Origin of the sequence: Crenobacter intestini (assembly GCF_004919095.1) — a bacterium.
Lineage (GTDB): Bacteria > Pseudomonadota > Gammaproteobacteria > Burkholderiales > Chromobacteriaceae > Craterilacuibacter > Craterilacuibacter intestini.
Genome location: NZ_STGJ01000002.1, coordinates 246,019 through 260,844, shown reverse-complemented (window position 1 = coordinate 260,844; position 14,826 = coordinate 246,019). Strand labels below are relative to the sequence as shown.

At 68.4% G+C, this 14,826-nt stretch carries 12 protein-coding genes; 4 read left to right on the top strand and 8 right to left on the bottom strand.

The genetic code is table 11. The features are described 5' to 3' along the window. Positions 1-286 precede the first annotated feature (286 nt). The 8 genes from E5K04_RS03800 to amgK form a co-directional block, all read right to left on the bottom strand. Entirely contained in the window at positions 287-676 is a 390-nt protein-coding gene (locus tag E5K04_RS03800; protein ID WP_136551580.1) for a hypothetical protein, read from the bottom strand. A 38-nt stretch (positions 677-714) separates the two neighbouring features. Then, positions 715-1,434 (bottom strand): glutamine amidotransferase, encoded by a 720-nt coding sequence (locus E5K04_RS03795; RefSeq protein ID WP_136551579.1) that lies wholly within the window; start codon positions 1,432-1,434, stop codon positions 715-717. 1 nt (position 1,435) lies between these two features. Beyond that, positions 1,436-2,470, bottom strand: a complete 1,035-nt coding sequence (ruvB, locus tag E5K04_RS03790; protein ID WP_136551578.1) for a Holliday junction branch migration DNA helicase RuvB — start codon at positions 2,468-2,470, stop codon at positions 1,436-1,438. Positions 2,471-2,655: 185 nt separating this feature from the next. After that, complete coding sequence (locus tag E5K04_RS03785) at positions 2,656-3,408, bottom strand: NYN domain-containing protein (RefSeq protein ID WP_136551577.1); 753 nt, start codon at positions 3,406-3,408, stop codon at positions 2,656-2,658. Between the two features lie 4 nt (positions 3,409-3,412). Further along, complete coding sequence (gene ruvA, locus E5K04_RS03780; protein WP_136551576.1) at positions 3,413-4,006, bottom strand: Holliday junction branch migration protein RuvA; 594 nt, start codon at positions 4,004-4,006, stop codon at positions 3,413-3,415. 69 nt (positions 4,007-4,075) lie between these two features. Then, positions 4,076-4,603: a crossover junction endodeoxyribonuclease RuvC gene (gene ruvC, locus E5K04_RS03775; RefSeq protein ID WP_136551575.1), complete on the bottom strand. Its 528-nt coding sequence runs from the start codon at positions 4,601-4,603 to the stop codon at positions 4,076-4,078. After that, the gene (murU, locus tag E5K04_RS03770) at positions 4,600-5,298 is read right to left on the bottom strand and encodes an N-acetylmuramate alpha-1-phosphate uridylyltransferase MurU (protein WP_136551574.1); all 699 of its coding nucleotides are present in this window, start codon (positions 5,296-5,298) and stop codon (positions 4,600-4,602) included. Before murU ends, ruvC begins: the two co-directional genes overlap by 4 nt. A gap of 2 nt (positions 5,299-5,300) precedes the next feature. Beyond that, positions 5,301-6,332 carry an N-acetylmuramate/N-acetylglucosamine kinase AmgK gene (amgK, locus tag E5K04_RS03765; protein WP_136551573.1) on the bottom strand — a complete coding sequence of 344 codons (1,032 nt, stop codon included), beginning with the start codon at positions 6,330-6,332 and terminating at the stop codon, positions 5,301-5,303. A 79-nt stretch (positions 6,333-6,411) separates the two neighbouring features. On the opposite strand from amgK, the gene E5K04_RS03760 reads away from it, so the two are divergent. From E5K04_RS03760 to E5K04_RS03745, 4 genes are all read left to right on the top strand, one after another. Beyond that, positions 6,412-8,613 (top strand): LPS-assembly protein LptD, encoded by a 2,202-nt coding sequence (locus E5K04_RS03760; protein WP_136551572.1) that lies wholly within the window; start codon positions 6,412-6,414, stop codon positions 8,611-8,613. An 8-nt stretch (positions 8,614-8,621) separates the two neighbouring features. Beyond that, positions 8,622-9,902: a peptidylprolyl isomerase gene (locus E5K04_RS03755; RefSeq protein WP_136551571.1), complete on the top strand. Its 1,281-nt coding sequence runs from the start codon at positions 8,622-8,624 to the stop codon at positions 9,900-9,902. Positions 9,903-9,906: 4 nt separating this feature from the next. Beyond that, positions 9,907-10,890 carry a 4-hydroxythreonine-4-phosphate dehydrogenase PdxA gene (gene pdxA / locus E5K04_RS03750; protein ID WP_136551570.1) on the top strand — a complete coding sequence of 328 codons (984 nt, stop codon included), beginning with the start codon at positions 9,907-9,909 and terminating at the stop codon, positions 10,888-10,890. Between the two features lie 92 nt (positions 10,891-10,982). Continuing rightward, a complete protein-coding gene (locus E5K04_RS03745) occupies positions 10,983-14,825 on the top strand; it encodes a DUF3683 domain-containing protein (protein WP_136551569.1) in 3,843 nt (1,280 codons plus the stop codon). The last annotated feature ends 1 nt before the right edge of the window (position 14,826 follow it).

Here is a 14,826-nt window from a genome sequence, read left to right as displayed (position 1 = left end):
CGGCCGGCAACGCTGCCGGCCTGTTGGTGGGACGCCCCGCCGGGCGGCGGGATTGGAACCAGTCTGCCCGAAGCAAAACATTAGCGTCAAATTACATTCGAATAATATTTTCTACAAACATTCATCCGGGCCAGCCAAAACCATTGCCGCTTCGAACGCCACCCACCCAATACCTGCCTGAAATGCCAAGAATGAAAAATAACGCGCAACAATCGAATAAATGCGAAGCTAAACGCGCAAAAAAAGCGCCCCGCTCGCGGGACGCCTGTCGGACGGCCTGATATGCTCAGCGATGGTCCTGCCGCATCTCGATCGCGCGCACGATCACGTAGGCGATCATCGCGGCGAGGAAAAACAGCAGCATCACCCACGCGATCGACTGCAGGGTCTCGATCAGCGTGCGGTAGATTTCCAGCGTCCAGCGCATGCCGTTCAGCTCCAGCGCGGCCGACTCGCGGCTGGCGGTCACGTACTTTTCCAGCTCCCACAGCCGCACGCCGCCGGATACGCCGACGACCACGACCGCGAAACGCAGGTAACGCCGCCACGGGTCGGCCAGCTCGTCACCGACGATGCGCGACAGGATCTTGCCGACCGCGCCGTCGAAGAACTTGGCGGTCGCAAGCGAGGTCAGCAGGGCGACCAGCAGGGTCGCTCCGAGTAGCGCATAAAACATACGTTTACCCCTAGCAAATTAAAAATCTCAACGGGATTCTACGCCGGTCGCGCCACGCCGTCGCGCACCCGCGCCGCGAAACGGCGCAGCAAGCCGGCGGCGGCGGTGAGGTCGTCCGGGTAGGCGGCAAGGCTACGGGCGTCCAGCCCCTCGCCGGCGAGGCGTTCGGCCAGCAAGCCGAGGTAGCCGCGGATCGCCTCGGCGCTGAATTCCGGATGGAACTGCACGCCGATGCTCTCACCGACCCGGAACGCGTGGTTGGGCTCGAAATCGTTGCCGGCCAGGCGTACCGCGCCCGGCGGCAGACGCAGCACGCTCTGCCAGTGGATCACCGCCGCGTCGAACGACGCCGGCAGATAGCCGAACAAGGGGTCGGCGCCGGCGGCGGCGGTGAGCTCTACGCGGGCAAAGCCGACTTCCGCCCCCGCCGGGTGGTAGCCGACCTCGCCGCCCAGCGCGTCGGCCAGCAACTGGTGGCCGTAGCAGATGCCCAATAGCGGCACGCCCGCCGCGTGCGCAGCCTTTAACCAGGTCGCCAGCGCCACGCTCCACGGCGCACGGTCGCTGACCATGGCCGGCGAGCCGGTCACCACCACGCCGGCGACCGCGGCGGGCGGCGGCAACGCTTCGAGCGCCGTCGCGTCGACCACCCGCCAGCCGCCCTCCCCCAGCCCGGCGGCGATCCAGTCCTCGTAGTCGCCGAGCCGTTCGCGCAGCGCAGGCAGGGCCGAGCCCGTCTTGATGATCAGCCGCTGCATGTCAGCCCTCCCTCAGCGGCAGGCCGAAGTGGGTGAAGGCGAGCGCGGTGGCCATCCGCCCGCGCGGCGTGCGCTGCAGGTAACCCTGCTGGATCAGGTAGGGCTCGATCACGTCTTCGATGGTGTCGGTCGACTCGCCGATCGCGGCAGCGACGTTGTCGAGGCCGACCGGCCCGCCGCCGAACTTCTCGAGGATGGCCTGCAACAGCTTGCGGTCCATCACGTCAAGGCCGGCCGGGTCGACGTCGAGCATCGCCAGCGCGGCGTCGGCCACCTGTGCGCTGACCACGCCGTCGGCGCGTACCTCGGCGTAGTCGCGCACCCGCCTAAGCAGGCGGTTGGCGATGCGCGGCGTGCCGCGGCTACGCCTGGCCACCTCGAACGCGCCGTCCTCGCCCATGGTCACGTCGAGCAGGTGCGCCGAGCGGCTGACGATGCGGGTCAGCTCTTCGGCGCTGTAAAACTCGAGGCGGGCGACGATGCCGAAGCGGTCGCGCAGCGGGTTGGTCAGCATGCCTGCGCGGGTGGTCGCGCCGATCAGCGTGAACGGCGGCAGGTCGATCTTCACCGAGCGCGCCGCCGGCCCCTCGCCGATCATGATGTCGATCTGGTAGTCCTCGAGCGCCGGGTAGAGGATTTCCTCGACCACCGGGCTTAGACGGTGTATCTCGTCGATGAACAGCACGTCGTGCGGCTCGAGGTTGGTCAGCAAGGCGGCCAGGTCCCCGGCGCGCTCGAGCACCGGCCCCGAGGTCTGCCTTAGGTTCACCCCCAGTTCGCGCGCGACGATATGCGCGAGCGTGGTCTTGCCCAGGCCCGGCGGGCCGAACAGCAGCACATGGTCGAGCGCCTCGCCGCGCTTCTTGGCCGCCTCGATGAAGATCTCCAGCTGCTCGCGCGCCTTCTTCTGCCCGACGTACTCGTCGAGCAGCTTGGGGCGCAGCGCGCGCTCGAGCGCCTCCTCCTGGCTGGAGACGGTTTGCTGGGTGACGATGCGCTTGGGCGCGCCGCCGCTGAGGTTATCGGTTTCTATCATCGGGTTCCTGACACAGACGCATGAGCTGCCCTTGATGAGGAACAGTGAGGTAGGGTGGGTTAGGCCGCAGGCCGTAATCCACCACAAGGGGCAAGCGCTGCAGGCAAGGCCGCAACGCATCACCCACACCAAGGGCAGCCCGCTGGTGGGTGACGCCCCTACTTGGCTAACCCACCCAACTTTGCCTACTTTTTCTTGCCGTTGCCGGCCTTCAGGCGGATCGACACGCCGCCGCGCCCCTGCGCCGCCTTCTTCACCTCGAACCAGCCGGACTTCTCGACCAGTTCGGAAATCTTGCGGTAGCCGTAGTTGCGCGGGTCGAAGTCCGGCATCCACTGCCCGAGCAGGCTGTTCGCGCCGCCCAGGTCCGCCCAGCCCTCGTCGTCGCCCGAGGCCTCGATCGCCTTCTTGAACTGCGCGCGCAGCTTCTTGTCGAGCGGGCGCAACACGCGCTGCGGCGCCTCGGGCGCCTTGCCGGCTTCCGGCTTCACCGCCTCCGACTCGGGCTCGGCCTCTTCGGCCAGCACCTCGACGTAGACGAACTTGCTGCACGCGTTGACGAAGGCGCCCGGGGTCTTCTCCTCGCCGAAGCCCCACACCTCGATGCCGTCCTCGCGCAGGCGGGTCGCCAGGCGCGAGAAGTCGCTGTCGCTGGAGACCAGGCAGAAGCTCTGGAAGCGGCCCGAGTGCAGCAGGTCCATCGCGTCGATCACCATCGAGATGTCGGACGCGTTCTTGCCCTTGGTATTGGGGAACTGCTGGATCGGGTGGATCGCGAAGCGCGCGCACAGCGTGCGCCACGCCTTGTCGTGCTTGCTGAAGTCGCCGTACACGCGCTTGAGCGCGAGCACGCCCAGCTTGCCGGCCTCTTCGAGCACGTCCTCGATCCAGTTGGGGGAGACGTTGTCCGCGTCGATCAATACCGCGACGTTGGCCATGCTGTCAGCCTTTCATCAGGTTCTTAAGCGCGAGGCGCACGCCGTCGCTCACGCCGACGTCCGCGGGTAGCGGCTTGACCGCGGCGGCGGCCTCCTTCTCGTTGTACCCGAGCGCGAGCAGCGCCGAGACGATGTCGGACTTCTCGTCCGGGGTGGTCGCCAGCGGCAGCCCGCCCGGCGTGGCGAGCAGCGCGCCGGTGGCGAGCTTGCCGCGCAACTCGAGCACCAGGCGCTCGGCGGTCTTCTTGCCGATGCCGGGCACCGCCGACAGGCGCTTGATGTCCTCGGCGGCGACCGCGACCGCCAGCTCGTCGCAGGTCATGCCGGAGAGGATGGCCAGCGCGATGCGCGCGCCGACGCCGGACACCTTGATCAAGCGGCGGAATGCCTCGCGCTCGTCGCGGCTGGCGAAGCCGAACAACAGGTGCGCGTCCTCGCGTACCACCAGATGGGTGAACAGCGAGACCGGGCTACCTGTCGCCGGCAACTGGTAGAAGGTGTTCATCGGCACGTCGACCTCGTAGCCGACGCCGCCGGCGTCGATCACGATCTGCGGCGGCTGCTTTTCGACGAGGGTACCGCTCAGGCGTCCGATCATGCGGGACATCCTTATGGAAAACTGGAGGCAAGCATTGTGCCACAGACGGCGCGCGCCGCCCGTGCAAGGTCAGACGAAGCGGCCGCGGCGTACCTTGCGCGGCGCGCCGCCGGTGGCGGCAAGCAAACCGGCGTGTCCGGCGTGGGCGAGCGCCACCGCCAAAGCGTCGGCGGCGTCGGCCTGCGGCGTGCCGGAGAGGCGCAGCATGTTGACGACCATGAACTGCACCTGCTCCTTGGGCGCCTTGCCCTGGCCGACCACCGCCTGCTTGACCTGCAAGGCGGTGTACTCGGCGACCGGCAGGCCGGCGTCGACCAGCGCGGCGATGCACGCGCCGCGCGCCTGCCCCAGCATCAGCGTCGCGGCGGGGTTGACGTTGACGAACACCTGCTCGATCGCCGACTCGGTCGGCTGGTAGGTGGTGATCACGTCGCGCAGGCCGGCCATCAGCACGCGGATGCGCTCGGCTAGCGGCGCGCCGGGTGGCGTCCTCACGCAGCCGGAGGCGACGTAGTGGCGCTCCTGCCCGACCACGTCGATCACGCCGAAGCCGGTGATGCGGCTGCCCGGGTCAATGCCGAGGATGCGCCGGCTCACGCCCGCGCCCGGGCGATCGCGTCGGCTTCAAGAAGCCGCTCGGGCGTGCCGACATCCAGCCACAGCCCGTCGTGGCGCTCGCCGCTGACCCGCCCCTTCGCCATCGCGCCGCGCAATAGCGGCGCGAGCTTGGCCGGCTCGCCGGCCGGCATGCCGGCGAACAGCGCCGGATGGTAGAGGCCGACGCCGGAGAAAGTCAGCCCCGTGCCCTCTAGCGGGTCGGCCGAAACGCGCCCGCCCGGCTGCAGGCCGAAGTCGCCCTTGGCGTTGTGCGCGGGGTTGCCGACCAGCACGAGGCGGGCGAGCGCGTGCACGCCGTCGAGCGCGCCAGCCTGTGCGGCCAGCGCGGCGAAGTCGATGTCGGTGAGCACGTCGCCGTTGATCACTAGAAAGGGCGCGTCGCCCAACAGCGGCAAGGCGGTGGCGATGCCGCCGGCGGTCTCCAGCGCCCGGTCGCCCTCGGCCGAGTAGCGGATGGAAACGCCGTACGCGGCGCCGTCGCCCAGCCGCTCCTCGATCAGCCGGCCCAGCCACGCGTGGTTGATCACGATCTCGCGCACGCCGGACGCGGCCAGGCGGCGGATGTGCCAGAGGATCAGCGGCTCGCCGCCGACGTCGAGCAGGGGCTTGGGGCAATGGTCGGTCAACGGCCGCATGCGCTCGCCGCGGCCGGCGGCGAGGATCATCGCGCGCATGTTCAACCCTTCACGCCGAGCACCGGGTAGCTCGAACCGAGCTCGGCGTCGGTCGCGTCGGTGCCGACCAGCTCGACCAGCAGCCTGTAGAGCGGCGCGAGTTCGACGTAGCGGCGGCTGGTGCGCTTCAGGTACTTGATGAAGCGCGGGATCTCCGGGCGGTACTTGTCCTTGCCGTCGCGGTGGTAAAGGCGCGCGAAGATGCCGGCGACCTTCAGGTGGCGCTGCACGCCCATCCATTCGAAGTCGCGGTAGAAGTCGTCGATGTTCGCCGGTACAGGCAGGCCCGCCGCGCGCGCCTTCTCCCAGTAGCGCACGACCAGATCAATCACGAAGTCCTCGTCCCACTCAATGAACGCATCGCGGAGCAAGGACACCAGGTCGTAGCTGACCGGGCCGTACACCGCGTCCTGGAAGTCGAGCACGCCAGGGCGGTCGGGCGTCAGCATCAGGTTGCGCACGATATAGTCGCGGTGCACGTAGACCTGGCCCTGCGCGAGCGCGCGCGACACCAGCAAGTTGCAGATGCCGGCCCACGCCTGACGCTGCGCGAAGGTGAACGGCTTGCCCAGCTCGCGACCGACGAACCATTCGGGGAACAGGTCGAGCTCGCGGCGCAGCAGGGCCGCGTCGTACCCGGGCAGCACGCCAGAGCGGCTGCCCTGCTGCAGTTCGATCAGGGTATCGATCGCTTCGAGCAGCAGCACGCGCTGCACCTCGGGACGCGTGTCGTGCTCAAGGGCGGCGATCAGCTGCACGCGGCCGAAGTCCTCGAGCAGCATGAAGCCCTGCTCGCGGTCGCGCGCGATGATTTCCGGCACCCGCACCATGGAAAACACCTCGCGCACGCGCACGTAGGGGTCGGTGTCCATCTTGTCCGGCGGCGCGTCCATCACGATGCGCGTGCTGCCGTCGGCGAGTGTCGCGCGGAAGTAACGGCGGAAGTCGGCGTCGGCGGCGGCAAACTCGACCGTCAGCGCCTCCCCCGGAAACAGCGTGGCAAGCCAGGCTTTAAGTGCTTCGAGTCGCTGCATGGTGGCTTCATTGCGAGATTGATACAATTGTGCGATTGTACCTTCATTTTCCGGGCTTACCACACGTCCCCAGACGCACATGCCAGCCAACTTCCGCCCAACCGTCATCGCCGCCACCGTCGCCCTGCTGTTCCCGGCAGCCCCCCTGTTCGCCGAAGGCCTGCCGCCGGGCACGCTGACCGTCACCGCCGACGCGATGGACGGCCAGATGGACAAGGAATTGAAGGCGCGCGGCAACGTCGTCGCCGTGCGCGACCAGCAGAAAGTCACTTCGGACTGGCTCGATTACTACGTCGACAAGGGCGAACTGGTGCAGGCCGGCGACCGCGTGCAGATGACGCAACCGGGCAGCGACATCGTCAGCCGGCGCCTCGACTACTCGATGCAAAGCCGGCAGGGCGAGGCTGACGAGGCGACCTTCGCGTTCAACCAGGGCGGCGGCGTGCTGCGCGGCAAGAGCGAAAAGCTGCGCATCCTCGGCGACAAGCACTACGAGCTAAAACGCACCACCGCCAACACCTGCGACCCGGGCGACGAGTCGTGGTACCTGAAGGCGACCACCATCGACGCCGACTACCGCAGCAATATCGGCGTCGCGCGCAACGCGCGGCTGTACCTGGGCGGCGTGCCGGTGCTCTACACGCCGTGGATCGACTTCCCGCTGGACGGCGCGCGCAAGTCGGGCCTGCTGTTCCCCACCGTTTCCACCGGCAGCGACGGGCTCGACCTCACGCTGCCCTACTACTGGAACATCGCGCCCAACTACGACGCGACACTGTTCCCGCGCTACATCGCCAAGCGCGGCCTGATGCTCGGCGGCGAGTTCCGCTACCTTCAGCCCGGCTACACCGGCACCCTGTACACCGAGCAGATCAGCGACCGGGAAACCGACACCCACCGCTACCTGTGGAAGGGTCAGCACCAGCAGCAACTCGAGAGCAACTGGTCGTGGGGCTACAACGGTAGCTACGTGTCGGACAACGACTACTTCGACGACTTCAGCGACCGTCTCGCGCAGGTGTCCAGCGACAACCTCGAGCGCCAGGCGTGGACCAGCTACAACCTCGGCTGGGGCAGCGTGTTCCTGCGCGCGCAGCGCTACCAGACGCTGATCGACAACGCGCGCGGCGACCTGATCCCGTACGCGCGTCTGCCACAGCTGCAGCTTAACGGCGGCCAGGCGCTGCCGGCCGGCTTCAGCTGGCAGCTCCTCTCCGAGGCGACCCGCTTCTCGCACCCCGACCTGCAGGAAGGCAACCGCCTGATGGTCTACCCGCAGGTCAAGTGGCGCGCCGACGCGAGCTGGGGCTTCGTCGAGCCCAAGGTCGGCGTCAACTACCGCCGCTACGACCTCGACGCCTGGCGCTACGCGAGCGATCCGACCCGCCAGGTCGAGCGCAGCAAGACCGTGACCACGCCGACCTTCAGCGTCGACTCCGGCCTCTACTTCGAGCGCGACTCCGAGTTTGCCGGCCACGCGCACACGCAGACGCTGGAGCCGCGCCTCTACTACGTGAACATCCCGTACCGCGACCAGAGCGCGCTGCCCAACTTCGACAGCGCGACCACCGACTTCGACTGGACGCAGCTGTTCACCGAGAACCGCTACTCGGGCTGGGACCGCATCAACGAAGCCAACCAGCTGACCGCGGCGGTGACCTCGCGCTACATCGACAACGAGAGCGGCCTCGAGCGGCTGCGCGTCGGCGTCGGCCAGCGCTTCTATTTCGAGAAGGACCGCGTCACGCTGCCGGGCGAAGCCGAACGCAGCCGCGACAACGTCTCCGACATCCTCGCCACCGTCGGCGGCGACCTCACCCGTGACTGGCGCCTCGACGGCGCGATCCAGTACAACCCGGAAGACAGCCGCACCGAGAAGTACCACGTCGGCGTCTACTACAAGCCGGCCGCCGGCAAGACGGTCAGCGTGCGTTACCGCTACGACCGCGACGAACAGGTCACCATCAACGGCCAGACTTTCGAGTACCCGACCCGCCAGGTCGAGCTGGCCGCGCAGTGGCCGATCACCCGCCAGTTGTACGGTGTCGGCCGCGTCGAATACTCGCTGGCCGCCAAACAGGCGTTCGACACGCTGGCCGGCTTCGAGTACAACGCAGGCTGCTGGACCTTCCGCATGGTCGGCCAGCGCTACCTGACCGATATCGACAAGTTCAAGACCGGCGTGATGTTCCAGCTCGAACTCAAAGACCTGTCGAGCACCGGCTCGGTCGCCGACAAACTGCGCCTCGCCATCCCCGGATACAGCAAGACCAACGAATGAACCGCGCCATGAAAAGAACCCTGATCGCCGCCTGCCTCGCGGGCGTTTTCGCCCTGCCCGCCAGTGCCGCCGTCACCACCGTCGACCGCATCGTCGCCGTCGTCGGCAAGGACGCGGTGACCCTCTCCGACGTCAACGCGCGCCTCGCGCAGGTCGAAGCCGGCCTCAAGCGCCAGGGCGTGCCGCTGCCGCCTGCCGCCGTGCTGCAACGCCAGGTGCTCGACCAGTTGCTGCTTGAGAAGCTGCAGCTGCAGTACGCGGCCAGCAACGGCGTGCGCGTCGGCGACGGCGAACTGGACGACGTCGTCTCCCGCCTGGCCCGCCAGAACGGTACCGACGTAGCCGGCCTGCGCGCACGGCTGGCCAAGGACGGCACCGACTACGCGGTGTTCCGCGAGAACCTGCGCAAGGAAGTGCTGCTCGAGCGGCTGCGCGAGCGTGTCGCCGGCAGCCAGGCCAATGTATCGGACCAGGAGGTCGAGCAGGTACTCGCCAGTGCGCAGAACGCCAAGCGCGCCGAGTACCGCATCGCCAACATCCTGGTCAGCGTCCCCGAACGCGCCGACGCCAAGCAGATCGACGCCGCGCGCCAGAAGATCGGCCGCGCACAGGCCGACCTTGCCGCAGGCAAGCCGTTCGCGCAGGTCGCCGCCAGCTACTCGGACGCCAAGAACGCGCTCGCCGGCGGCGAGATCGGCTGGCGCGGCAGCTCTGCGCTGCCGCCGGAGCTGGTCGGCCTGCTCGACGCGCTCGCGCCCGGCCAGACCACCGACGTGGTGCGCACGCCGTCCGGCTTTTATCTGTTCCAGCTGATCGAGAAGCGCGACCGCTCGGCGCCGCAGATGGTCGAGCAATACCGCGTCCGCCATATCCTAGTCCGCACCAACGAGGCGGTCTCCGAGGCCGACGCGCGTACGCGCATCGAGCAGGTACGCGACCGCCTGCAGCAGGGCGCCAAGTTCGACGAACTCGCGCGCCGCTTCTCCGAGGACGGCAGCGCGCCGCAAGGCGGGGACCTCGGCTGGATGAACAAGGGCGACACCGTCCCCGAGTTCGAGCGGGCCATGCTCGCGCTCAAGCCCGGCGAGACCAGCGCGCCGGTACGCTCGCCGTTCGGCTACCACCTGATCCGGCTGGAAAACACCCGCACGCAGGACGTCTCCGGCGAGCGCGAGAAGGCCGCGGTCAAGCAGGAAATCCGCCAGCGCAAGGCCGAACAGGCGTACCAGGACTGGCTGCAGCAGCTGAAGGACTCGGCGTATATCGAGGACAAGCTGAGCGACGACTAAGGCCATGCGGACGCGACCGACCCTGGCTGTCACCGCCGGCGAGCCTGCCGGCATCGGCCCCGACCTGGTGCTCGCGCTCGCGAGCCGCGACCACGGCGCGCGCTGCGTGCTCGTCGCCGACCGCGCGCTGCTCGCCGCACGCGCGCAAGCGCTCGGGCTCTCTGTGCCGCTAGCCGACTGGCAGCCGGACAGCCCGCCGCCGCCCGCCGGCACACTTGAGGTGCTGCATGTGCCGCTTGCCGCGCCCGCCCGGCCGGGCGTGCTCGATACGGCCAGCGCGTCCTACGTGCTCGCGACGCTGGACGCGGCGATCGACGGCTGCGTCGCCGGCCGCTTTGCCGGCATGGTCACCGCGCCGGTGCACAAGGGTGTGATCAACGACGCTGGCGTGCCGTTTTCCGGGCATACCGAATACCTTGCCGAGCGCACCGGCACACGGAAGGTCGTGATGATGCTGGCGGGCGGCGGCCTGCGCGTCGCGCTGGCGACCACCCACCTGCCGCTGCGCGAGGTCGCCGACGCGATCACCGCCGACAGCCTCGCCGAGGTGATCGCCATCCTGCACGCCGACCTCGTGCACAAGTTCGGCATCGCCTCTCCGCGCATCCTGGTCGCCGGGCTCAACCCGCACGCGGGCGAAGGCGGCCACCTCGGCCGCGAGGAAATCGACGTGATCGAGCCCGTGCTGCGCCGCCTGCGCGCCAAGGGGATGGACCTCGTCGGCCCGCTGCCGGCCGACACGCTGTTCAACCCTGCCAGGCTCGAAGGCGCCGACGCGGTGCTCGCGATGTACCACGACCAGGGGCTGCCGGTGCTCAAGTACGCGAGCTTCGGCGCCGGCGTCAACGTGACGCTCGGCCTGCCCATCGTGCGCACCTCGGTCGACCACGGCACCGCGCTGGAGTTGGCCGGCAGCGGCCGCGCCCACCCGGGCAGCCTGTTCGAGGCGGTCGCGCTCGCCGCGCACCTTGCCGGCACCCGCGGCTGACGCCGCGCAATTCCCTTTTGTCATCGGCGTTTATCGCGCTGCAGCACATGCGTTAGAATCATGGCATTCCATGGTTCTTGACCGGTAGCCCGATGAACGCCCCCGACCAGCCCCGCCTGCGCGAAATTCCCTACAACTACACCTCGTACTCGGACCGCGAGATCGTGATCCGCCTGCTGGGCGAGCCGTTGTGGCAGTTGCTCGACAGCCTGCGTTCCGAGCGGCGCACCGGCCGCTCCGCGCGCATGCTGTTCGAGGTGCTCGGCGACATCTGGGTGGTCGACCGCAACCCCTACCTGGTCGACGACCTGCTGGACAACCCCAGCCGCCTGTCGGCGCTGGCGAGCGCGATGCGCCACCGCCTGTCCGAGATCGAGAAGCGCCGCGAGGGCAATGAGAAGGTCGGCGCGCTGGTGACCGCCACCCGCGACGCGGTGGTGCGCTTCGAGACGCAGTTCGACGAGACGCGCGCCCTGCGTGCCCGCGTGCTCAAGCGGCTGGGCCGCCACACCCGCCGCGACAACATCCTGTTCGACGGCCTCGCCCGCGTCTCGCACGTGACCGACGCGACCGACTGGCGCGTCGAGTACCCGTTCGTGGTGCTGAGCCCGGACAACGAGGCCGAGATCGCGCCCTTGGTGCGCGGCTGCATCGAACTCGGGCTGACCATCATCCCGCGCGGCGGCGGCACCGGCTACACCGGCGGCGCCGTCCCGCTCGACCGCAAGAGTGCGGTGATCAATACCGAGAAGCTCGACCGCCACCAGGGCGTGGAAATGATCGAGTTGCCGGGGCTCACGGGCCGCCACGCGACCATCGCCTGCGGCGCCGGCGTGGTCACCGCGCGGGTGTCCGAGGCGGCCTCCGCCGCCGGCCTGGTGTTCGCGGTCGACCCGACCTCGGCCGAGGCGTCGTGCGTCGGCGGCAACGTCGCGATGAACGCCGGCGGCAAGAAGGCCGTGCTGTGGGGTACCGCGCTCGACAACCTCGCCTCGTGGCGGATGGTCGACGCCGACGGCGTGTGGATGGAGATCGAACGCATCGGCCACAACTACGGCAAGATCCACGACGTCGACACCGCGACCTTCCGCGTCACCCGCTTGCAGGACGACCTGAAGACCGTGATCGACCGGCGCGAGCTGGTGATTCCGGGGACCGCGTTCCGCAAGGTGGGCCTCGGTAAGGACGTGACCGACAAGTTCCTCGCCGGCCTGCCCGGCGTGCAGAAGGAAGGCTGCGACGGCATCATCACCAGCTGCCGCTGGGTGCTGCACAAGATGCCGGCGCATACCCGTACCGTCTGCCTAGAGTTCTTCGGCACCGTCGCCGAGGCGACGCCGGCCATCGTCGAGATCACCGACTACTTCAAGCCCGACGGCGCAGGCTTGGCCGCCGGCGTCCGCCTCGCCGGCCTCGAGCATCTGGACTGGCGCTACGTGCGCGCGGTCGACTACGCGACCAAGGCCAAGGGCCGCGGCCGCCCGAAGATGGTGCTGATCGCCGACATCGTCAGCGACGACGAGGCCGCGGTCGGCGAGGCCGCCAGCGCGGTGGTGCGCTTCGCCAACGCGCGCACCGGCGAGGGCTTCATCGCGGTCACCGCCGAGGCGCGCAAGAAGTTCTGGCTCGACCGTTCGCGTACCGCCGCCATCGCCCGCCACACCAACGCGTTCAAGATCAACGAGGACGTGGTGATTCCGCTGGACAGGCTGGGCGACTACTCCGACGGCATCGAGCGCATCAATATCGAGCTGTCGATCGGCAACAAGCTGAAACTGATCGACACGCTCGCCGACTGGCTGCACGGCCGGCTGCCTGTCGACAAGCAGGGCGTCGACCTCGCCAGCGACGAGATCATCGGCGAGCGCCGTGCCGACGCACTCGAATTGCTGGCCGATACCCGCGAGCGCTGGCAGTGGCTGCTGGACAACCTCGACGCGCCGCTGTCCGACTACCGCGCACGCTGGCCGGTGGCGCCCCTCGAGCGCGAACTGCCGGCGTCCAGCAGCGTGTTCGTCGCGCTGCGCGACTTCGCGCTGAGGGTCAGCTGGAAGAGCGAGCTGTTGGCCGAACTGGAGACGCTGTTCTCCGGCAAGGCGTACAGCGACATCGTCGCCGGAGTGCGCGAGCAGCACCAGAAGGTGCTCAGGAGCCGGGTGTTCGTCGCGCTGCACATGCACGCCGGCGACGGCAACGTGCACACCAACCTGCCGGTCAACTCCGACGACTACGAGATGCTGCAGGCCGCGCACCGCGCGGTCGCCCGCATCATGGCGCTCGCGCGCAGCCTGAATGGCGTGATTTCCGGCGAGCACGGCATCGGCATCACCAAGCTCGAGTTCCTGACCGACGACGAGATCCAGCCCTTCCGCGACTACAAGGCACGCGTCGACCCCAACGGCCACTTCAACCGCGGCAAGCTGCTGCCGGGGGCGGACCTGTCGATGGCGTACACGCCGTCGTTCGAACTGCTGGGCGCCGAGTCGCTGATCCTCGAGGCGTCCGACATCGGCGCGATCTCGGACATGGTCAAGGACTGCCTGCGCTGCGGCAAGTGCAAGCCGGTGTGCTCGACCCACGTGCCACGCGCCAACCTCTTGTACAGCCCGCGCAACAAGATCCTAGGCGTCAGCCTGTTGACCGAGGCCTTCCTGTACGAAGAGCAGACCCGCCGCGGCGTCTCGCTCAAGCACTTCGAGGAGCTGTCGGACGTGGCCGACCACTGCACGGTCTGCCACCGCTGCGTGAAGCCCTGCCCGGTGAAGATCGACTTCGGCGACGTGTCGGTCGCGATGCGCAACTTCCTGAGGAAGACAGGCAAGAAGAAGTTCAACCCGGGCACCGCCGTCGGTATGGCTTTCCTCACCGCCAAGGACCCGACCACCATCCGCGCGATGCGCAAGGGCGTGATCGAGTGGGGCTACCGCGCGCAGCGCTTCGGCACCGGCCTCGCCCGCCGCTTCGGCCTAGCCGGCGCGCAGATGGCGCAGCCGCCGGCCACCGTCGGCAAGCCCGAAGTCAAGGCGCAGGTGATCCACTTCATCAACAAGCCGATGCCGGGCGGCCTGCCCAAGAAGACCGCGCGCGCGCTCTTGGATGTGGAAGACGCCAACGTGGTGCCGGTGATCCGCAACCCCAAGGTCGCCGAGGACGCCGAGGCGGTGTTCTACTTCCCCGGCTGCGGCTCGGAGCGCCTGTTCAGCCAGGTCGGCCTCGCCACGCAGGCGATGCTGTGGCACGCCGGCGTGCAGACCGTGCTGCCGCCGGGCTACCTGTGCTGCGGCTACCCGCAGGCGGCGTCCGGCTTCGCCGACAAGGGTGACGCGATCACCACCGAGAACCGCGTGCTGTTCCATCGCGTCGCCAACACGCTCAACTACCTCGACATCAAGACGGTGGTGGTCAGCTGCGGCACCTGCTACGACCAGCTCGCCAAATACCGTTTCGAGGAGATCTTCCCGGGCTGCCGCATCGTCGACATCCACGAATTCCTGATGGAAAAGGGCGTGAAGCTGGACGGGGTGGCCGGGCAGAAGTACATGTACCACGACCCCTGCCACACGCCGATGAAGGCCTACCAGCCGATCAAGGTGGTCAACGAGCTGATGGGCGGGGACGTCGCGCTGAACGACCGCTGCTGCGGCGAGTCGGGCACCTTCGCCGCCGCGCGGCCGGATATCGCGACGCAGGTGCGCTTCCGCAAGGAAGAGGAGATCAACAAGGGTCTGGCTGCGCTGGGCGAGACCGACAAGCCGGTGAAGATCCTCACCTCCTGCCCGTCCTGCCTGCAGGGCCTGTCCCGCTACAGCCCGGACACCGGCACCGAGGCCGACTACATCGTGGTCGAGATCGCCCGCCACGTGCTGGGCGAGAACTGGATGAAGGACTACGTCGACAACGCGAGGAACGGCGGCGTCGAACGCGTGCTGCTCTGAG